20 protein-coding genes and 1 pseudogene are annotated in these 19,795 nt (G+C 44.0%); 17 read left to right on the top strand and 4 right to left on the bottom strand.

Features of this window, described 5'->3' with window-relative positions; translation table 11 throughout:
* Nucleotides 1–97: 97 nt before the first annotated feature.
* Together hydA and arcC are read left to right on the top strand one after the other, a co-directional pair.
* Entirely contained in the window at nt 98–1,534 is a 1,437-nt protein-coding gene (gene hydA / locus AWH66_RS22070; RefSeq protein ID WP_063603441.1) for a dihydropyrimidinase, read from the top strand.
* A 94-nt stretch (nt 1,535–1,628) separates the two neighbouring features.
* Nucleotides 1,629–2,570 carry a carbamate kinase gene (arcC, locus tag AWH66_RS22065; protein WP_006073540.1) on the top strand — a complete coding sequence of 314 codons (942 nt, stop codon included), beginning with the start codon at nt 1,629–1,631 and terminating at the stop codon, nt 2,568–2,570.
* A gap of 115 nt (nt 2,571–2,685) precedes the next feature.
* On the opposite strand, the gene AWH66_RS22060 is transcribed toward arcC, so the two are convergent.
* From AWH66_RS22060 to AWH66_RS22045, 4 genes are read right to left on the bottom strand one after another with little or no spacing between them, the layout of a single operon-like run.
* Nucleotides 2,686–3,402 carry a phosphate ABC transporter ATP-binding protein gene (locus AWH66_RS22060; RefSeq protein WP_063603442.1) on the bottom strand — a complete coding sequence of 239 codons (717 nt, stop codon included), beginning with the start codon at nt 3,400–3,402 and terminating at the stop codon, nt 2,686–2,688.
* A 1-nt stretch (nt 3,403) separates the two neighbouring features.
* Nucleotides 3,404–4,264 carry a PstA family ABC transporter permease gene (locus tag AWH66_RS22055; protein ID WP_063603443.1) on the bottom strand — a complete coding sequence of 287 codons (861 nt, stop codon included), beginning with the start codon at nt 4,262–4,264 and terminating at the stop codon, nt 3,404–3,406.
* Nucleotides 4,261–5,118 carry a PstC family ABC transporter permease gene (locus AWH66_RS22050; protein ID WP_063603444.1) on the bottom strand — a complete coding sequence of 286 codons (858 nt, stop codon included), beginning with the start codon at nt 5,116–5,118 and terminating at the stop codon, nt 4,261–4,263. The genes AWH66_RS22055 and AWH66_RS22050 overlap by 4 nt, the downstream gene beginning before the upstream one ends.
* 2 nt (nt 5,119–5,120) lie before the next feature.
* Complete coding sequence (locus tag AWH66_RS22045; protein ID WP_063603445.1) at nt 5,121–5,954, bottom strand: phosphate ABC transporter substrate-binding protein; 834 nt, start codon at nt 5,952–5,954, stop codon at nt 5,121–5,123.
* 454 nt (nt 5,955–6,408) lie between these two features.
* Between AWH66_RS22045 and AWH66_RS22040 the strand changes: the two genes are divergently transcribed.
* The 15 genes and pseudogenes from AWH66_RS22040 to AWH66_RS21970 all read left to right on the top strand — a co-directional run bounded on the left by AWH66_RS22040 (nt 6,409) and on the right by AWH66_RS21970 (nt 19,768).
* Complete coding sequence (locus AWH66_RS22040) at nt 6,409–8,907, top strand: hybrid sensor histidine kinase/response regulator (protein WP_063603446.1); 2,499 nt, start codon at nt 6,409–6,411, stop codon at nt 8,905–8,907.
* A 207-nt stretch (nt 8,908–9,114) separates the two neighbouring features.
* Entirely contained in the window at nt 9,115–10,227 is a 1,113-nt protein-coding gene (locus AWH66_RS22035; protein ID WP_063603447.1) for an NADH:flavin oxidoreductase, read from the top strand.
* Nucleotides 10,228–10,488: 261 nt separating this feature from the next.
* Nucleotides 10,489–11,133 (top strand): M91 family zinc metallopeptidase, encoded by a 645-nt coding sequence (locus tag AWH66_RS22030; protein ID WP_006073522.1) that lies wholly within the window; start codon nt 10,489–10,491, stop codon nt 11,131–11,133.
* 188 nt (nt 11,134–11,321) lie between these two features.
* Complete coding sequence (locus AWH66_RS22025; protein ID WP_063603448.1) at nt 11,322–12,164, top strand: histidinol-phosphatase; 843 nt, start codon at nt 11,322–11,324, stop codon at nt 12,162–12,164.
* Between the two features lie 179 nt (nt 12,165–12,343).
* Nucleotides 12,344–12,607, top strand: coding sequence for a hypothetical protein (locus AWH66_RS22020; RefSeq protein ID WP_063603449.1), 264 nt, complete (start codon nt 12,344–12,346; stop codon nt 12,605–12,607).
* A gap of 169 nt (nt 12,608–12,776) precedes the next feature.
* Nucleotides 12,777–13,007: a hypothetical protein gene (locus AWH66_RS22015; RefSeq protein ID WP_006073518.1), complete on the top strand. Its 231-nt coding sequence runs from the start codon at nt 12,777–12,779 to the stop codon at nt 13,005–13,007.
* A gap of 206 nt (nt 13,008–13,213) precedes the next feature.
* Nucleotides 13,214–13,891, top strand: coding sequence for a hypothetical protein (locus AWH66_RS22010; protein ID WP_063603450.1), 678 nt, complete (start codon nt 13,214–13,216; stop codon nt 13,889–13,891).
* A 133-nt stretch (nt 13,892–14,024) separates the two neighbouring features.
* Nucleotides 14,025–14,846, top strand: coding sequence for an HNH endonuclease (locus AWH66_RS22005; protein WP_063603451.1), 822 nt, complete (start codon nt 14,025–14,027; stop codon nt 14,844–14,846).
* Between the two features lie 114 nt (nt 14,847–14,960).
* Nucleotides 14,961–16,478 carry an SIR2 family NAD-dependent protein deacylase gene (locus tag AWH66_RS22000; RefSeq protein ID WP_240495649.1) on the top strand — a complete coding sequence of 506 codons (1,518 nt, stop codon included), beginning with the start codon at nt 14,961–14,963 and terminating at the stop codon, nt 16,476–16,478.
* Nucleotides 16,479–16,560: 82 nt separating this feature from the next.
* Nucleotides 16,561–16,962, top strand: a complete 402-nt coding sequence (locus AWH66_RS21995; protein ID WP_063603452.1) for a bleomycin resistance protein — start codon at nt 16,561–16,563, stop codon at nt 16,960–16,962.
* A 128-nt stretch (nt 16,963–17,090) separates the two neighbouring features.
* Nucleotides 17,091–17,507, top strand: a complete 417-nt coding sequence (locus AWH66_RS21990; RefSeq protein ID WP_063603453.1) for a GFA family protein — start codon at nt 17,091–17,093, stop codon at nt 17,505–17,507.
* Nucleotides 17,508–17,587: 80 nt separating this feature from the next.
* Nucleotides 17,588–17,908, top strand: coding sequence for a DUF4144 family protein (locus AWH66_RS21985; RefSeq protein ID WP_063603454.1), 321 nt, complete (start codon nt 17,588–17,590; stop codon nt 17,906–17,908).
* 86 nt (nt 17,909–17,994) lie between these two features.
* A complete protein-coding gene (locus AWH66_RS21980; RefSeq protein ID WP_063603455.1) occupies nt 17,995–18,732 on the top strand; it encodes an SDR family NAD(P)-dependent oxidoreductase in 738 nt (245 codons plus the stop codon).
* 119 nt (nt 18,733–18,851) lie between these two features.
* Nucleotides 18,852–19,118, top strand: coding sequence for a hypothetical protein (locus AWH66_RS21975; protein ID WP_063603456.1), 267 nt, complete (start codon nt 18,852–18,854; stop codon nt 19,116–19,118).
* 7 nt (nt 19,119–19,125) lie between these two features.
* Nucleotides 19,126–19,768, top strand: a pseudogene (locus tag AWH66_RS21970) (alanine--tRNA ligase-related protein).
* The last annotated feature ends 27 nt before the right edge of the window (nt 19,769–19,795 follow it).

Here is a 19,795-nt window from a genome sequence, read left to right as displayed (position 1 = left end):
CCTGAAGTTGGCGGAGTCCGCTCTAGGATGGGATTTTCCGTCACAGCTTATCGCGACTCCTTTATCTTGATGCGACATGTAACTTTCCGGTGATCTTATGACTTTTGAACAATTCAACAATATCGAATCCCTTCTCGATAACTCATCGTCACCATTGCTGATTCAAAATGGCACTGTGGTTGACCATGCTGAAATTCGTAAAGCCGATGTTTTGGTCATTGATGGAAAGATTGAGCAAGTCGCTGAAAACCTAAAACCCGTGAGCGAAGATACTCGCGTGGTTGATGCAACAGGGTTGTACGTCATGCCGGGTGGTATTGACGTACATACCCATTTCAACATTGATGCAGGAATCACTCGAAGCTGTGATGACTTTTTTACCGGTACCAGAGCGGCTGCTTGTGGCGGCACGACGATGATCATCGATCATATGGGCTTTGGTCCCAAAGGGTGTGATTTGTTCCATCAACTGGACGTTTACCATGGTTATGCGGCTGATAAAGCGGTGATTGACTACAGTTTCCATGGCGTTATTCAGCACATTGATGACCAGATTTTGGAACAGATGCATGCCATGGTACATGAGCGCGGCATTCCGAGCTTCAAACTGTACCTCACGTACTCTTACAAGCTGGATGATTGTTCGGTCCTTAAAGCGCTAACGCAATTGAAAAAAGTTGGCGCACTGACAACGGTTCACCCAGAGAACGATGCAGCACTGTCACTGAAACGCAAACAGTTTATAGAGCAGGGCAAAGTAGAAGCGAAATATCATGCGCTAAGTCGTCCGCTAGAATGCGAAGCGGAAGCGATAGCAAGAGTGATCAACCTTGCCAAACTTGCAGATTCTGCGCCGCTCTACATCGTCCATCTTTCTAACGGTCTAGGACTGGATTACACCCGCCTAGCAAGAGAGAACAACCAGCCGGTGTGGGTCGAAACTTGTCCACAATATTTGGTGTTGAACAGTGACCGTTACGAACGTGAAGACGCGCTGAAATACGTGCTTAGTCCACCATTAAGAGACAAAGTAGAAAGCGAAAAACTCTGGAAAGGTTTAGCGGATGGATCGATTGATACTGTCGCGACTGATCACTGCTCGTTCACGTATGCAGAACAAAAACAGCTAGGCGCAAAAGATTTTACCAAAACACCAAACGGCATTCCTGGCGTCGAAACTCGTATGCCTCTGATGTTCTCAGAAGGTGTCATAGCCGGACGAATTACCCCCAATCAGTTCGTGTCTCTAACCAGCTATGAGCCTGCCAAATTATTTGGTCTCTATCCACAGAAGGGCCATCTAGGCTGTGGCGCGGATGCCGATTTGGTGTTGTTTGACCCGAACAAAAAACAAACCATTAGACACGATAACTTACATGACAATGCAGACTACACGCCTTATGAGCCCATTGCCTGTCAAGGTTGGCCACTCATGACGTTCAGTCGAGGTAGGTTAGTAGCGTACGACGGCGAATTTACCGGAGAAGCGGGGGACGGACAGTTTATTCACCGTCAGCCTTTCTCAGCAGAATAACGACAGAAACAACTCAAATAACACACGATTTATTACATATACAGAATGTGGAGGCCGAGCACAGCGAATGATCGGCGTCTTTCAAGGAGTCCCTATGAACGCAAGCAAAACAAACAAAAGCACTGTAGTGGTTGCCCTCGGTGGTAACGCACTATTAAGACGTGGCGATGAGCCAAGCTTCGCTAACCAACTCGACAACATCAAAATTGCCGCCAAAGCGATCGCTGAAATTGCCAAAGAATACCGCGTGGTGATTGTTCACGGTAATGGCCCTCAAGTCGGTCTGTTAGCATTGCAAAACCTAGCATACGACAAAGTATCACCTTATCCACTGGATGTATTGGGCGCAGAAAGTGAAGGCATGATCGGCTACATGCTAGCTCAAGAGCTACAAAACAAATTGCCTGAAAGAGACGTGACTACGCTACTAACTCGTATCGAAGTTGACTGTGATGACCCAAGTATTTCCGATCCAACTAAGTTTGTGGGTCCAGTTTACGATGAAGCAGAAGGTCGCGCGTTAGCCGAGAAGAACGCATGGACGATGAAACGTGATGGTGAATACTGGCGTCGAGTAGTGCCTTCACCACTTCCGAAAAACATCATCGACAAACACTCTATAGATACCCTGCTAGAAGCTGGACAAGTTGTCATCGCTTGTGGCGGTGGTGGTATCCCGGTATGTAAATGCGAATCTGGCTTTAAAGGTGTTGAAGGCGTGATTGATAAAGACTTAGCCGCAACCTTGTTAGCGAAACAGCTAGGTGCAGAGAAGCTACTTATCCTAACTGACGCACCAGCAGTGTTCCTAAACTGGGGTAAAGAGAACCAACAAGCACTGCGCAGTGTGGGTCCAAGTGAGTTGAAACAATACCAATTCCCAGCAGGTAGCATGGGACCAAAAGTGGATGCGGTTGTCGACTTCGCAGAGTTTGGTGGCAGAGCCTATATCGGTGCACTTGATGAGAGCTTAGATGTACTGGCTGAAAATTGCGGAACTTGTGTATCGCTAGACTTTGAGGCGGTTCCGGCTTAAACGATTTAACTTAACCCACTCAGGCCGTGTTTGTTTTACGGCCTGTTTTTTTTCCTTACTTTTATTCGATACCTTATTTCTACTCAACACATTAGTTTACTTCGTGAAGATGTGGTTAACGTGTAAATACTTTTCCTGACTCAAAATGGCTAACTCGGTTAGCCAACTTTTCCGTTTGTTTGGCTGAGTGAGACACCATGATAATGGTGTAGCGTTTGACTAATTCTACAATCAACGCCTCTATTTGCTGCGCCGTGTGTTTATCTAATGACGCGGTAGGCTCATCAAGTAATAAAATTTCTGGCTCCAAAGCCAACGTTCTCGCCAAACAAAGCCGTTGCTGCTGTCCTCCCGATAGCGAAGCAGCATGATCACTCAAGCGATCACTGACTTCCTCCCAAAGAGCTGCTTGTTTGAGTGCGGTTTGGGCGATTTGATGTGCCTTTTGTCCGGTGACTGAGTTGACTATTCTCAATGGAAGCAACAGGTTATCGAGAATTGAACCCGGCAACAGTTGAGGATGTTGAAATACCATCCCGACTTTTTGCCTAAGTTGGGGAAGTTGGTGTTCAGGCATTTGCTGAACATAGTGTTGAGTATCATTGAGCGTAAGCTTGATATCACCTGTAGTTTTACACTCTGCAAAACAGTCATTGAGGCGATTTAGAGCGCGTAAAAATGTAGTTTTTCCAGAGCCAGAAGCTCCAGTAAGCACATGGATCTGGTGTCGATAAAAATCCATATTGGCGTTTCTGACAACTTGATTGGAGCCAAAGGCGATGGTCAAGTTTGAAACTGAACCAGCAAGCTGTGAAGAGGGTTGAAAGCTCATGTTAGGCTCTCCTTATCGATTTACGCTGAGTGAGTCCAGCTAACGAAAATAAGCTGGCAGTCAGACAAAGTAAGGTAAACGCTGCACCGAACGCCATATGCAGTTCAGTCTCACTTTGATATTGCGCACTGTAGTAAAAAATGGTGAAAGGTAGCGCTTCGTAGCGTTCAAAAATACCACCGGGCAATCCAGCGTTGGCAACCGCCCCAGTTAACATAATGACTGCTGTGTCTTCGGCGGCTCTGCCTATGGCGAGCATAATGCCTCCGATAATGCCGCTTTTCGCTTGTGGTAACAAAACGGTTCGTAACGCCTGCCATTGCGACATCCCCAAAGAAAGGGCTGTGACGTTGAGTGATGACGGAAGAGCTTGTAAAGCCGTTCGTGTAGCAACGGCCAAATAAGGGATGATTAGCATGGCGAGGCATAGTGCGGATAACAGCAAACAAGCATTGGCAGAGGGTAAAAACCAATGCCTTAAAGAGAGAATCAGCGTAAAACCAAATAGCCCCATCAAAATAGACGGAATGCCTGCAAGAATATCGATGCCAATCGCAAGGCAGCGCTTTAAGAACGACGGTTTACTCGTCGCGAGCCAAATTCCGGTAGCGATTCCAGGCAAGAGGGCAAGTGTTAGCGCCAATAAGATGACCGACAGTGTTCCAACGCACGCCGGCCAGATACCATCCCAGATAGGTTCCCGACCTAGCATGGCGTTAATGGGCAACGCATCACCAAAAAATAGCTCAGTACTTATCGTTGGTGCACCGCGATAAATAATAAAGCCGATAAAAACACTCAAAGTCGCGAGCAGCAGCAACGTGCACAGCACACTCCAGAGATGGAAGAACCGAGCTTTCATCCGTTTATTCCTCCATCAGTTGAGTGTGTCAGTTTTCGAATCAGTAAAGTAATGCAAACGCTAATGGTGAGTAGAAGTAGCCCAGCCGCAAATAACGAATTGTACATAGCGCTGCTATTTTCGGTAGCGAGAACCAAGCCAATATGAGCAGTGAGGGTGCGAACAGAATCTAAAATACTGCCTGTGATTTGTGGCGCATTGCCTGCCAACATCAGTGGTAATAGAGTGTCTCCAATCGCTCGGCTAAACCCTAACAAGGCGGCGCTTGCTATGGCGTGCATTGAGTTTGGTACGATGACGTGGGCAATCATTTGACTGTCCGTCATGCCAAGTGAACAAGAGGTTAATCGCAACTGCTGCGTCAAGGATTGAAACCGAGAGTCCAACATCATGACCATGACGGGTAAGATCAGCAATACCATCATCAACATAACAGCAAGCAGGGAAAAGCCGGAACCAATACGAAAGGTCTCTCTTAATAGTGGCACCAACAAGAAAACCGCGGCTAAACCGTAGACCACCGTCGGAATGCCAGCCATTAGTCTGACTAGGCGACGAATCCAAATAGCGATAGGTTGGTAACGGCTATATTGGCAGAAACTGGCAATGCCAAGAGCAAAAGGGAAGGCAACTAAACTGGCGGTAATAGCAAGAACACCAGAGCCGAATACCATGGGTAAAATGCCATAGTGTCCTTGATCAGGTTGCCATTGAAGAGAAAAGACGGCGACGCTTGGGTCAGTAACAACAGGCAATGCAAACCAAATCAGAAAACCAAACAATAATGACATCAAAACGAGCACTACCATCACTAGGGAAAGTAGTACCCGCTCTGGTGCAACCAAATGGTGCATGGTTAACGCTTGCTTAATGGGATATAACCAGATGCGCTGATATACTCTGCGCCTTGAGGACTATAAATAAAGTCAACAAACTCGCTGACTAAACCTTGAGGTTCACCTTTCGTGTTCATATACAATTTGCGTACGATTTTGTATTCGCCTGATGCACAAGCTTCGTTGGTTGGGTGGACACCATTGAGCGCTGGGGCTTTCACTGTGTCATCGATGTAACCAACACTGCTATAGCCAATGGCGCCAGGGTCACGGGCAATGGCGGTTTTCATGGCACCATTTGATGGGATAACGTTGGCGTTCGTTACGATAGCGGTACTGTTGAGCATCTTTTTAAAGAATACCGCGCGTGTGCCACTGGCTTCATCACGGGTAAAAAGGTTAATAGAACGGTCTTCACCACCCAGCGCTTTCCAGTTGGTGATTTTTCCAGAATAAATGTCGATAACTTGCTGTTGGGTTAGATCTTTAACGGGGTTCTCTGGATTAACGATGATAGCCACACCATCTATCGCAAAAGGAAATGTGACCAAACCCTGCTCAGCTTCACTAGGTTTTAATGCGCGACCGGTGTTGCCGATATCAACTAAACCTTTGGCAACCTGCTGTGCCCCAACACCAGAACCACCTCCAGCGATGGTGATACGAATATCAGGGTTGGATTTCATAATCGCGCGCGATGCGAGTTTCATTACGGGAATATGTGCGGTGCCGCCCGCAATATTAATGGTGCCTGATTGGCCAGCAAATGTATCGGTATCTGCGGCCTGACTAACGACTGGAATAAAGCACAGACTACAGGCCAACAGTCTGATGAGACCAGTTTTAAAACGCATAACTACTCCTTTGTCTTGAATCGAAAACATAGGGGACGAATCACGGAATGTATTCGGTGTAAATCATGTCAAATTAACCAATCTAGATTACGCCTAATCATTTTCGAAAACTATGTGACTGCTAGACAGAACTGACGATTAGTGTTTGATTTAAATCATAAAAGCCTATGATTTAAGGTTGGGGATGTATAGCTCTGCGGGATGGGTTGATGAGATGGAATCGCTTTCAATTACAACTATTTAAAATTTAAAGTTAATAGCATTTTTGCTATCGAGATTTGAACTGTGAAAGGCGAGTAAAATTTTCCTCGAAAGAGTGATGAAATTCAGTTGTGATGCTCAGTTTTTTATTATTAATTCATACTATTAGTCGTTAATTCGGTGTCGATTTTCTAACATTCTAAATTTCCTATCCTAGACTACAAATAATTGCCTCAATAGTGATAGGTCAATTATGTCCAGACTCAATCGATGGTTCGATAATATTTCAGTAACCAAGAAGCTGTTATTGAGCTTCTCTGTACCTGTCTTATTGATGTTTGTCGTTTCTGTCGCGGTGTTTCAAAACACTCAATCTATGGTGGAAGACGCACGTTGGGTGGAGCACACTCATAAAGCAATTGGTCGTGCTCAAGAACTACTGAGCCTGACTGTTGATATGGAAACAGGTAAACGCGGTTTTCTGCTCACTGGGGATGAGATCTTTTTAGAGCCATTTCATTTATCACTAGAAGTTTGGGATGAAAAAATCACCACGTTATCGAGGCAAGTGAGTGATAACCCCAGCCAAGTTGAACTACTGACACGAATCGACAACCTACACAATACTTGGTTAAGAGAAATCGCCGACAAGGTTATTATTCAACGACGTTTGGTGGAAAGCAGCCTTGCTTCAATGGAGACAATCCATGATATTGCCCTGCAAAAAGAGGGCAAGCGGCTGATCGATGAGATGCGTGCAGAATTTGCAACGTTTATTCGGGTGGAAGAAGACCTTATCACCATACGCACTATGGCGTCGTCAAAGTCGGCAAATCAAACGTCACTGGTACTGTTTTTTGGAACCTTGTTCGCAGCCATCATCTCACTCTTTGTGGCTGGTTGGAGTGCTAAACGAGTAAAGCAACGCATGGATACCCTAATCAGTGCTACCAGACAGGTAGCTGAAGGCCAGCTTCAAAATGGGTTAGAGACATTAAATCGAAGCCGTCACCTGAAAGGCGTTGATGAGTTTGCCATGTTAACGGCGAGCTTTAGGGATATGACCTTTAACCTGCTTAAGAACGACCAGCAGATGAAAGAGTATACCCAACAGCTGCGTTCTGAGAGTGAGCGAGCAGAGGCGGCAGCCAAAGCGAAGAGTGAGTTCTTATCAACCATGAGTCATGAAATTAGAACGCCAATGAATGGTGTGATAGGCATGACTAACTTACTACTCGATACCAAGCTCGACGAGCAGCAAATAAGAATGACTGAAACCACCAAAAATAGCGCTGAGTCATTGCTTTCTATTATTAATGACATACTCGATTTCTCGAAAATTGAGGCCGGCAAAATTGACTTAGAGTTGATTGACTTTGACTTGGGTGAAGTGGTCGAGGATGTCGGGGCTATGCTCTATTTTGCGGCGGAACAGAAGGGGATTCAGCTTGTTTGCCCGGCTACGCCTGTGATGGAGCTCTGTTATCGCGGTGACCCTGGTCGTATTCGCCAAGTGCTCAACAATTTGGTTAGTAATGCCATCAAGTTTACTGAAGATGGAGAGGTGGCAGTGTACGTGACCGTGGATGAGAAACGACTCACCGATAGTGTCTTGAGATTCGAAATACGCGATACCGGTATTGGTATTAGTGAAGAGCAGCAACGAAAGCTGTTCTCGCGTTTCTCACAAGCAGACAGTTCAACCACTCGAAAATATGGTGGGACAGGTTTAGGGCTGTCCATCAGTAAACGTTTAACGGAAATCATGGGCGGTGAGATTGGTGTCACCAGTGAAACGGGTAAAGGTTCGACATTTTGGTTTACGGTCTGTCTTGAAAACTCATCTAAACAATCCGTGGTCTATTTGCCTACTGGAGACCTGAAAAAACAACGTATTTTGGTGGTGGATGACAACGATACGAACTGCAATTTACTCGAGCAGATCTTCACTCGTTGGGAGATTCCATATCAGGTAGCTAATAGTGGTGAAGAGGCATTGAGGATTTTAGCTGATAACCACAAACAGCAGCAAACCTTCACCATTGCGATTCTCGATTACCAAATGCCGAATATGGACGGGGTCGAGCTAGCAAAACAAATCCAAGATAACCCTGATTACAATGACACTCGCTTGGTGATGTTCTCATCGGTGGTGCAGCGTGGCGATGCGAAGAAAATGCAGAAGGCAGGCTTTAGCGGTTATCTCACCAAACCGATGCAGCAAGCCGACCTGTTGAGTGTGTTAGAAAAAGTATCGGGATTGTCGGGAAGTGATAGAAGTGAAGCGTTTGTGACACGTCATACACCGGTGAAGAAAACGCAATACAACGCGCGTATTCTTATTGTAGATGATGTCACCACCAACCAAGTTGTGCTGCAATCGCTGCTTTCGAAATTTGGTATCAAAGTCGATAAAGCCAAGAATGGACTTGAGGCACTTGCTGCTCTTAGAACACCTGCCAACTACGACCTTGTCTATATGGACTGCCAAATGCCAGAAATGGACGGCTATGAAGCGACGAGGGAGATAAGAAACACCAACAATATCAATATCAACCATTCCATTCCCATTGTCGCGATGACAGCTAACGCACTACAAGGCGACCGAGAAAAATGCTTAGAAGCAGGGATGGATGACTATATTTCTAAACCTATTAACGCAAAAGCACTTGGTGAGTCGCTGGAACGTTGGATTTCTCATTGTCAGATAGACGACGATGATTCCAAATCAGAAAATCGCACTAGTGCTTAGCGTGACAATGTCACAAAAATGAGTCAGTCAGGCCGTTGTTTATGGCTGACTTTTTTTGTTTCTATTCCAATGAAGTAATCAAACATTCCATTGATTGCACGCCAATATATTAATCTAGATTAAGTTTTACCTCGTCCATTCTCTGTATTATCGCGCCTCGCTTTTGATACCAATAATAAGCATAACAGTACATTGAGGAGATTGGAGTTGAGCCACTTGTTCACAGAGAGTCGCATCGGCAATTTGGTGCTGAAAAACCGCTTCATGCGAAGTGCAACTTGGGAAAATATGGCGACAGAAGACGGTCATATGACTGACAAGCTTTACGCCATCTATGAAGAACTTGCCCAAGGTGAGGTTGGTCTTATTGTGACTGGCTATGCCAACATCGTAAAAGAAGAAAAACCCAATGCTGGCATGATGGGGATGTACGATGACTCTTTTATCGAAGAGTACCAAAAGCTGACCGATTTGGTTCATCAGCATGATTCGAAGATTGTAATGCAGTTGGCTTATGGCGGCACGAAAACCACGTTTAACGTTGGTGAAAGGGTGATCTTTGCGCCGAGTGATGTCCCTGAAATGGGTACGCAAACACAAGGCAAAGCCATGACAAAAGCAGAGATTGACTACATTGTTGATGCCTTTGCTAAAGCAACGTTAAGAGCGAAACAGTCAGGTTTTGATGGGGTAGAACTGCATGCTGCACATACCTATCTGATTAACCAGTTCCTGAGCCCGTACTATAACCGTCGCGATGATGAATATGGCGGTAGCTTAGAAAACCGCATGCGATTCTTAGTTGAAATCTATCAAGCTTGCCGCGAGCAAGTTGGTGATGACTTCCCGATTTTGGTAAAACTGACAGCTACCGAGTTTTTTGAAGGCGGTTTAGCGTTCGATGAAACGCGAGTGGTATGTAAAACCCTTGAATCGATGGGTGTTGATGCGCTGGTTATCTCTGGCAATATCCACGGCAAAGCTAACACTATGGTTGGCGAAACTCACGATGGTTATACCATTCAAGAGGAAGGCTATTTTCACGAATACGGTCATGCGATTAGCCAAGAAGTGAACATTCCTGTAATTACAGTTGGTGGTTTGACGGATATTGCTGCGATTGAATCGATTGCAGAAAATACCGGTATTGAGTACTTCGCACTTTCACGCCCATTGTTATCAGAGCCTAGGTTGATTAAGCGTTGGAAACAGGGTGATCGAGCGCCAGTAGAGTGTGAGCGCTGCTCAAAATGTCGTACTAAGCGCGGTAACTTCTGTGTGGTGAATAAGGAAAGAAAAGTTGCGCTTGCCGCCATGTAATCTTACCGCTACGTAACGTCGCTGTTTGCTAACCAAGTCGCTGTGTAAACTTAGTCCCAAACAGAATTAGTGTATAGGAGCCAGAATGCCACTGGCTCTTGTCGATATACCAATCTTCATGATCTAGCACGAAAAATTCCATTTTATGCCTACAACCTCTGAATAGTGACTACACTAAGTATTAACTCAATACGATCATCGCAATGATCGGTTCAGGATGAACATTGAGTGAGTAGTCGAGTATTCAAATAGAGGTAAGCTATGGCATTAATTACGCAAGTACTTAATAACTTCCCCGGATTCGCTGTTCAGTACGATCCAAGCAAAAATCCCTTTTTTCGACCAATCATGGAAGAGAACCTAAGAAAACTTAAACAAGTATCAGCGGGCAAATCGCTGCTCTCTGAAATTCAAGCGGCTAAGCCTGCGGCGCGAGGCTCGTTCCCTAACAACATCAACGTCATTTGTGTGCCAACACACCTTAACTTCACTCAAAGTGGCTTTAAGCGTGATGTGCTCTATGACAGCGATGGTCAAGCAAACGTAACGGGTATGACTGCGAGTAATCAAGCAAGGTTTGCTCCCCAGGGTTGTCCGTTCTGGATGGCTGGTGGTAGTCATAACTCCGCTGTCAATCAAACCGCAGCCACCAACGCCACTGGCTCAGTGTGTTATATGCATTTCACTAACGTGCAGGTGATGACGCGCAAAGGTGAAAAAGCGGAACCTTATGTCGTACTTGCTCACGAGCTCATTCACTCGCTCCATTGTCTTCAAGGTACAAAGATGGATGGGAAAGATGAAGAACTCTGGACAACCGGGTTAGGAAAATATTCCAACAATCCAATGAGCGAAAACTGCTTCCGCCGTCAATTCGGCTTAGCGGAGCGTACTCAATACTTCTAATCCTTTATTGCTAATCAGTTAGATAAGAGCCGCGGTGTTTATACTGCGGCTTTACTTTTGCGCGATGGCTCCTCACACCACTTTACAAAATCAGCGCTAAATCAAGGCAGTTATCGCTTGCTTGGATGATAACCAGGGTTACTATATCCATAGCTAAAATAAGGATTAACGGGTTTGGAGAGTCAACCATGTTACTAAGCAACTACCATATGCATTGTCACTATTGTGATGGGAAAGGAACACCAAAAGAGATGGTGGATAAAGCCGTATCCCTTGGTTTTAAATCGGTGGGCTTTAGCTCTCACGCTCCTTTGCCTTTCGACAACGATTTCTGCATGTTAGCGGAAAACCTAGAGGCCTACGTTGCCGACATTAAACAGCAAAAAGATCGTTCTGACATTGACGTGTATTTAGGATTAGAAATCGACTTTATCGTTGGTTTGACTGCGCCAAGCGATACGAAGTGGGACGCGTATCCCCTCGACTATAAGATTGGCTCGGTTCATACATTAGACGCCCCAAACGAGCATTATTCTATGCTTAGTGTCGACGGCCCACACGATGAATTTAAAGTGTTGTTGGATGAAGTGCACAACGGCAGCGCGCGCTCGATGATTGAAGTCTATTACCAGCGCGTTCGAGAGTTATGCGAAGCTGGTGGGTTTGATATTTTAGGTCATTACGACTTGGTCAAAAAGCACAATAAAGCGCTCGCTTTCTTTGATGAACAAGATAGCTGGTACCAAGAGATCGCCATTGCCACACTAGACGCAGTTGCAAAGGCTGGCGTGATATTGGAGGTCAATTATGGCGGTATGCTGCGCGGCGCAACCGACGATGTTTATCCATCCCCTTGGCTACTTAAGCATGCTAAAGCAAAGAATATCCCAGTACAGATTAACGCCGACGCTCACGCGCCTCATCACTTAGGTGTGTATCACGAGAAGTGTCGAGAAATCCTATTAGACGCGGGGTATCAACAGCAGCGTATCTTACTTGATGGCAAATGGCAGGATGTGTCCATTCTCTAATAGCAGCGCCGCTTTTAAACCTAATTTTAAAGCCTCAATCGTAAAGTATGTTGTAAAGCGGCTTAGCTCACAGTTATTCCTATTCTGTACTCTGTATTTCGGCTTCGTGAACTCACCCCAATTATGTGCAACGCATTGGCGTTAGGATGAACTCAGACGAAAAGTAGAGTGGTGGTTGTATGACACTGTCTAGTAAAAACAAAGCCATAACGGCATTGGTTGTCGTTATGATTTCCGCTGCGTTATTGTGGTTAGAACAATTTGGCGTAGTTCCTTTCCTGACTCTGATTATCGGCTTCTTCACTTTTATCATTCAAGTCACGTTACACATTATGGGCTACCACAACGGCGACGTTTTCGAAGCCTACCAATCCGCTGAACGCACCGAAGCCACTGCACTCACTAATCTCATCAAAAACAAGAAAGACTGCGAAAAGCGTTAGCCAAAATCAGTCCCATCTCACCTATGTACGAATAATCGACATTGATTGCATATCAATTATGCAACCAAGTTAACAGTATCCTGTGCCACAATTTCATAAAGTAACGCTCATTAACAGACTTTAACAAAATCAACAGCTTGCTCTTGCTAAAAAGAGTGCGGTAGCCGTGATGGAAAAAAGAGAAAACCGTTATTGCAGTGTTTGCGGGAAAAACACTGACCACGTCGTCGTATTGGTACGCAAAGAAAGCCCATTCAAAGAAGACAAAAAGCGTAAACGCAAAGAGTTTTTGACTGGCTTTTTGAAAGGGTGGGCTTTTGGCGCATTTCTGGCCTCGATGGACGATTTCTCACGTCATTGTATTTGCGAACAATGCGGGACTAAAACCATCGAAGACTGACGATAACCATTCAAGCGTGCTTCGCAGGACTAGAAATCCGTATTTACCTACATTAGGCGGAATAATTCCGCTTTTTCTGTTTAATATGCAACTGCATTTGCATTTTTTGTTGTAGGTGATTGAAAGTTAGGGGTAAGTTTTGCATTGTGTGGGGAAGTTAGGCGGATTAAATCCGTCTAATAAGCGTTAAGTTTCAAGGAGAGTATGTGGATCTATTAAATAATTCTTGGGTGGTTGGTATTGGTGGGGGAATACTTAGCGGCTTGATCGTAACTCTGATCACTCGCTACCTTTTCTCCAAAAAAGATAACAAAGAGTATGCTCAAAAGATTTCAGCGGTTAACAAAGAGGTCGTTTATGCACTTCGTCCAGGTATATCGGAAGGGCATATTCCAGACAATGAAGTATTAACATCGCTAATAAATGCAACCGCTCGAAAATACAGAGTTGAGCGAGATGATGTATACCAACCTAAACAAATAGCTGAAGAATTGATAAAAGAAATAATGGATTCAAGTTTTATCTCTTCTGAAACGAAAAAAAACTACTGTGAAACACTAGCTCATTTAGTGACTAAAGAGAAAACTACAGATGCGGCTTTGTCTTTGCGAGTTGAACGTAGTTCCATAGAATCTGAATATCGACAAAAGCAGACAGAAAGAATGAGTGCTATGTTGGGGGTCACGGCTGCAATGGGCACTATGGCAGTTGCGTTATCGACAGTGCTAGACAAACCCACGTTGTCGTCACCAATCAAAGAGCTGATAAATATTACCTTGCCAACCGTAACAGTTTTAGCATCAGTATTACTTGCAACAGTTGCAATGCTCGTGAGTGTAAAACTAAAAAGGTCACGAGATGAGCGCGACGAAAAAGAAACTTAACAAATTGTTCAAGCAGACAGCTAACAGTCGGCGATTTTGGTTTGGTCGAGTTTAGTGATTATGGTGGCCATGTTTGAGTGTAGAGGCAGTTAGCTGCTACTTAACAAGGCGTTAGGCAAATAAGGAGAGTTCATTGTTCGAAGTTGGAAAAATCTATAACCGTCGTTCTGAAATTCATGGAGTGTACAAAGGACAACAGTATGGTGGCATTGCAACACCTGCTCAACATCCTTACGTTTTTATATTTACCAGTGACGCTGGCGAAGAGTTCGGTTATTCAGATGGATTTGGTCCTGATGGTATATTCAGATACACGGGAGAGGGGCAGGAAGGTGACATGCAGATGGCCAAAGGGAATTTGGCAATCTTCGAGCACCAGAAAAATAAAAAAGAAATACTGCTGTTTGAATCGACCTCGAAAGGTTTTGTCCGTTTTGTCGGAGTGTGTAACTACATTGAACACCATATTGAACAACGTCCGGACAAAAATGGTCAGCTTCGTAATGCGTTCATTTTTCACTTAGATGTACTTTCACAACCAAGGCTTTCAAATGTAGAAAGCCCTAAAGCAGCGTACTTAACAAAGCCAACTCGAAGTAAGTCACTCAAGCAACTGCGTGACATTGCTACTTCAGTTACTCCGAGTAACTTAGACCCCAAAGAACAAGTCATTTATGTCCGTTACCGTAGCGAAGCCATCAAATTGTATGCAAAGAAGCGTGCGGGTGGAATTTGTGAAGGCTGTGGAGCAAAATCACCTTTTGAGACCAAATCAGGTCCTTACTTAGAAGTGCATCATTTAACTCGGCTTGCGGACGGTGGCGCTGATTATCCAGAAAATGTTATAGCTCTTTGTCCGACATGTCACAGAAGAGCTCACTATTCAATCGACAGTAAAGTATTCAACGAACAGTTAGCAATATTGGCTCTTAGTATCGAGGAAAAATTAGCCTAACAAGTTACTTAAGTGGACGCGTAACGTTCGGCGGTTTTGGCCTGAAGGAAAACGCGTTTGGTAGGTATTACGTAAGCGCCACTTAGTAAAGCGTTATGTTTTAATAGGATAGTTATGAGTTGTATTGAACAATTGTCTGAAGATGCAAAGCAGAGTCTTTTTGCATCAGTCTTTACCGAAAACTACTTCTTTTGGGTTGGTTCAGGTTTTTCTTATAATTTTGGTTATGGGAGTTGGGGGGATGTTCTTGTAGAGATAAGCAAGAAAATCGAGTATCCGTTAGTATTGGATCTGAGCAATCCTCTAAAAGCTGCCGAGCTACTTTTCTCTTTTGCTAGAAATCATCACAATTATTCTGAATATGAGTTTAATTCGCTTGTTTCAGAGGCTCTACTAGATCTCAAGAAGGAGGTTGCTGATCCTAGTTGGGTAAGACGCTTCCGGGTTCTTGCACCTAACATGATAGTTACTACTAATTGGGATAATTTGCTCGAAAGTATCTTTGATGGATTAGCCAATGTCGTTGTTAGAAAGGACTCGTGCCCTAAAGTCGCAAGCAATGGAAAAAATATATTCAAAATTCACGGAGATTTAGGTCGACCAGATTCAATCGTCGTGACCCAGAGTCAGTACTTTTCATTTCAACGTGAAGACACTTATTTGAATCGTAAAATTTACACTCTATTCTCGGAAGCATCTCCGATATTTATCGGCTACAGCTTAACGGATCCAAATATTGGCTTTCTCTATGATGAAGTTTACGCCGATTTGGGTGAAGAGAAGCCCCCTGCATTTATGATTGTTCACCCAAGTGTAAGTAATAATGTGTTAGAAGAGTCTCGCTTATTATTCCAAGATAAAAACATCTTTATCATAAAAGCTGAAATAGGTGAGTTTCTTGAAGATCTCGCTAAAGAGTACACCGAGTACAAAAAATCAAATAAGCGTTTCTTAATCCAATACAAAAATATTGAAGGTCGTTTGAGGGAGCTCTCTACAAAAATCGTAGAAAATAAGCCTATAAAAGACGAAGATATTCTCAATAGTTTCAACAATAAGGAGTCTCGAGATCAAGCGATTTCTGCATTAGTTGAGATCTTATCTTATCCGGTGCTCTATAAAGAGTTTGGTGGTGAGTTACTACAACCCGAAAATAGAATGTCATACAGAGAGGTTGACCAGTTCATTCAGGCTGTTGTCACTATATCTAATAAAAGCCGTTACCCTTCTGAAGAGGTTCGTGATCAGTTCCATATGTCGGTTCTAAAAGCATGCTCAAAAACAGATGGAGTATGGGACTTTTATACTGCTAGCAAACCTTTCATGAATGTTTTGAGAATATCTCCATTTCCGAACTCGCCAGTTTTTGAGCCTAGGATCCTTCACATTATTGATATTTTGCGTTGGTCGGCACCATCAGAGCGGGGTAAATGTTGGTCAACTTGGCGAACATTTTGTGACTATTTGGAGTGGCTATCTACTAGTGACATTGATGCTATGCTCAAACACTTGGAGGCTGATGATCAACTCAATATGAGAGCCTCAGACGTTCGTTGGTTGGAGAAGCTAAAAACTAGTACGCATTGTAATGAAGCTTTTAAACTAAGAATCGATGAACTAATTAAAACATAACAAACGACTATGGCGTTGTTACGCTCATCATCTTCCACATTAATATCACCTCAGGCATCCACCAAACAAAGGAAACCTCAACATGAGAGTCGTCCCAGAACTCTATTGTCAAAGCATCAAGGACAACATCAAGTTCTTTGTCGACGTGCTTGGCTTTGCTATCAAGTACCAACGAGAAGAAGAGGAGTTTGTTTACTTAACGCGTGAGGGAGTTGACTTGATGCTTGAGGGAGTAGGTGGCGACTCCCGAAAATGGTTAACTGGCAACTTAGAGCATCCCTTTGGACGAGGTGTTAACTTCCAATGGGATGTAAGTGATATCAACGCGTTATATTCAACAGTGCAGTCTAAAGCACCCAGTTCGGTCTTTCTTCCCATGGAAAGCAAATCTTATTTAGTTGACGGTAAAACGGTCACACAAACTCAGTTTATTGTCGAAAGCCCAGATGGTTATTTATTCCGATTTTGCGAAGATGAACGTTAATGACAAATGCTGAGTACATTATTTAGATACTTGCCCTCAAAGCCACTTTTCAGTTAGCAAACATCCATTTATGTGAGCCAGTCGCTCGAGAAAATCACACTCTATTTCATTAAATTAGGAGTAGTTCAATGTCTTATACAGAAGCAAGTTGCCTTTGCGGCGCGGTGACAATCAAGGCCGAAAATGTTAATCCCAAGTTTACTGTGTGCCATTGCCAATCCTGCAGGAAGTGGGGCGGTGCTCCATATTTTGCAGTGAAGTGTGGCACTCAAGTGAAGATTGAAGGTGGTGATAAAGTTAAAATGTATCAGTCATCGTCTTGGGCTTCTCGTGGTTTTTGCACAGAATGTGGCACTCATCTTTTCTACAAGTTTAAAGCAACCGGTGATTACAATATGTCATTAGGTCTGTTTCCTAACGTAGAAGGGTTGGAAATGGATATGCAGTATTTTAGTGATATGCGCCCAGGGTATTATTGCTTTGCAAATGAAACCAAGGAAATGACCACTGAGGAGATCATGGCGTATTTTGCTGACGAGGTATAGAGCACTATTGAGCGAACGCTACAATGGCGTGTCTCACTTGTTATCGTTAGTGCTGATCGCACAAGTATATGGGAACAACAATGGTTAAATGGCCATGTATTTTCAAACTAGAGGGCGACCCAGAGCTTATGTATCTTGGCTCTGAGTCAGCGTTAGCGAGTGAACTAGAGTCTTTGATTTGGAGTAGTGCTGACCGTTTGATCGATAGTGATGGTCACTGCTTCATAATTTGCCAAGCGAGCGGACGTTATACATTCGAACTGAACGACTCTGTTTTGTCATTATCTGAAATTACTCAACTTATTCAAGAGCACGAGTTTTCAAAAGCTGAAGTGTGTTTGACAAAAATACAGTTTGCGTCTGTGGAGCAGGCTATTCAATCGCTTTCGTTTGAGAGGTAAATGGAGTGGGGGATTCAAGCTGATAGCGACACGGGAGTTTTTAAAGGTGCTACGGTCAAGAGATTCAGATTGAAAGGAGTTTAACGGTGAAAGTTGCATTGGTTACTGGTGGTTCAAAAGGAATTGGTTTGCACGTGGTTATGAGGCTTGTAAACCTAGGATATAAAGTTGTTACCTGTTCTCGCTCAAAAGAAGCTTGGAGTAGCGCGCTTGCTGAGTATCCAGAGTTAAGTAGTGTAGATTATCACTCGGTAGATATTTCTGACGAGCATCAATTAAATCAACTGTTCAATTATATCTCTAACCAGTACGGTAAGCTTGAAGTTGCGGTGAACAACGCTTCTCCAGCACTGGTCTCGCGCGGGCAGCTGTCTGAGGTTGATACACCGCTACTTAAAGAAACGCTTCAGGTGGACTTTTTCAGTCAAGCATTATGCCTACGTGCTGAACTGCAACTAATGAAGACTGGTGCTTCGATTGTAAACGTCAGCTCCATCAACGGTCTTAGACCTACTCCGAATGCATCTATGTACAGCGCTTCAAAACATGCTTTAGAAGGGTTAACCCGATCCGTAGCGCTGGAAAACATTGGTGCTGGTATTCGGATTAACGCTGTTGCGCCAGGTGTTACGTGGACGCCTCGCTGGGAAGAAAGACAAATAGAGTCTCCTAATGTGCTTTCTGAGGTTTCTGAGGTAGTGCCTATCAAACGATTTGGGAACGTTGACGAAATAGTGAATGCGATAGAGTTTTTACTGTCAGATAAAGCCAGCTATGTTGTTGGCCATACGTTGGTAGTCGATGGTGGGCTTTCATTGACCTAGGCGCTGATGTATCAGCGTTGAGGCTTGTCATCACGACTCGAATAAAGACGTTCTGGTTTGCATTTCAATGGCGAAATTGCTGATATTAACAATAAGATATGTCGAGAGTGAGTGGTTATATGGAAGCGCCAAAAGAAGAACTTCTAGCCTTATTAGTTAAAGAGTGTGAGCTATACACATCTATTCCTGCCAGTGAGCACCAGCAAAAGCGCGATAAAAAGTGTTTTATCGATGGACTTATGACGGCTTGCCGTGTGGTAGGTATCAGTTATCAGGAATTGAATTCGATTATTGAGTCAATGCCAAAGCAGCCGAAGTTCAAGGATTTAGACGAGGAGTTGTCTACTCCTACTTATGTTCGAAATAACGTAGATATTAAGTTGTAAGTTGCGGATGACTGAAAAAGTATTTTGGATTAACCCGTACCAAACTGAGCTGCGTTCCGAGGTTACTCATATTGAAGGCAACAACGTTGAATTAAATAACACGATATTTTATGCAGAGGCTGGGGGACAAGAAAGCGATCGCGGGACGATTAACGATGTCTCCGTTTTACAGGCGACTCCAAGTGGTACACGTATTATCTATACCTTAGCCTCGCCGCCAGATTTTAAAGTTGGAGATACAGTGGTTACGTGTATTGATTGGGAGCGTCGCTATTCCTTAATGAAACTGCACTTTGCTGCGGAGGTTGTGTTAGAAAAAACTTTATCAACACTGTAGTGGCATTGTGAGAATAGGCGCTCATATTGCACAAGATAAGAGTCGTATTGACGTTGAATGGCCAGAAAACTTAACCACGTTATTGAAGGAAGTCGAAACTGAGGCGCAGCTGCTCATTGATTCTGACGCGAGAATTATCAGTGATTTCTCTGACAAAGAAAATGAGCGCAGATACTGGGAAGTAGAAGGCTTTACTCAGGTGCCATGTTGCGGTACGCACTTAAATAGAACATCTGAAGTAGGGCAGATTCAGCTAAAACGTAAAAATCTAGGTAAAGGCAAAGAACGCGTAGAGATAACGTTGTGCACATAGTTGGTTTTGCCACAACTTTGACTAAGT

Source organism: Vibrio barjaei, from assembly GCF_001639065.2.
GTDB classification, from domain to species: domain Bacteria; phylum Pseudomonadota; class Gammaproteobacteria; order Enterobacterales; family Vibrionaceae; genus Vibrio; species Vibrio barjaei.
Note: the sequence above shows the minus strand (reverse complement) of the source record. Positions and strands in the feature narration are given on the sequence as shown.

Coding starts and splice junctions, on each gene's coding strand:
- hydA (WP_063603441.1), top strand. CDS start 98: ATGACTTTTGAACAATTCAACAATATCGAATCCCTTCTCGATAACTCA.
- arcC (WP_006073540.1), top strand. CDS start 1,629: ATGAACGCAAGCAAAACAAACAAAAGCACTGTAGTGGTTGCCCTCGGT.
- AWH66_RS22060 (WP_063603442.1), bottom strand. CDS start 3,402: ATGAGCTTTCAACCCTCTTCACAGCTTGCTGGTTCAGTTTCAAACTTG.
- AWH66_RS22055 (WP_063603443.1), bottom strand. CDS start 4,264: ATGAAAGCTCGGTTCTTCCATCTCTGGAGTGTGCTGTGCACGTTGCTG.
- AWH66_RS22050 (WP_063603444.1), bottom strand. CDS start 5,118: ATGCACCATTTGGTTGCACCAGAGCGGGTACTACTTTCCCTAGTGATG.
- AWH66_RS22045 (WP_063603445.1), bottom strand. CDS start 5,954: ATGCGTTTTAAAACTGGTCTCATCAGACTGTTGGCCTGTAGTCTGTGC.
- AWH66_RS22040 (WP_063603446.1), top strand. CDS start 6,409: ATGTCCAGACTCAATCGATGGTTCGATAATATTTCAGTAACCAAGAAG.
- AWH66_RS22030 (WP_006073522.1), top strand. CDS start 10,489: ATGGCATTAATTACGCAAGTACTTAATAACTTCCCCGGATTCGCTGTT.
- AWH66_RS22025 (WP_063603448.1), top strand. CDS start 11,322: ATGTTACTAAGCAACTACCATATGCATTGTCACTATTGTGATGGGAAA.
- AWH66_RS22020 (WP_063603449.1), top strand. CDS start 12,344: ATGACACTGTCTAGTAAAAACAAAGCCATAACGGCATTGGTTGTCGTT.
- AWH66_RS22015 (WP_006073518.1), top strand. CDS start 12,777: ATGGAAAAAAGAGAAAACCGTTATTGCAGTGTTTGCGGGAAAAACACT.
- AWH66_RS22000 (WP_240495649.1), top strand. CDS start 14,961: ATGAGTTGTATTGAACAATTGTCTGAAGATGCAAAGCAGAGTCTTTTT.
- AWH66_RS21995 (WP_063603452.1), top strand. CDS start 16,561: ATGAGAGTCGTCCCAGAACTCTATTGTCAAAGCATCAAGGACAACATC.
- AWH66_RS21990 (WP_063603453.1), top strand. CDS start 17,091: ATGTCTTATACAGAAGCAAGTTGCCTTTGCGGCGCGGTGACAATCAAG.
- AWH66_RS21985 (WP_063603454.1), top strand. CDS start 17,588: ATGGTTAAATGGCCATGTATTTTCAAACTAGAGGGCGACCCAGAGCTT.
- AWH66_RS21975 (WP_063603456.1), top strand. CDS start 18,852: ATGGAAGCGCCAAAAGAAGAACTTCTAGCCTTATTAGTTAAAGAGTGT.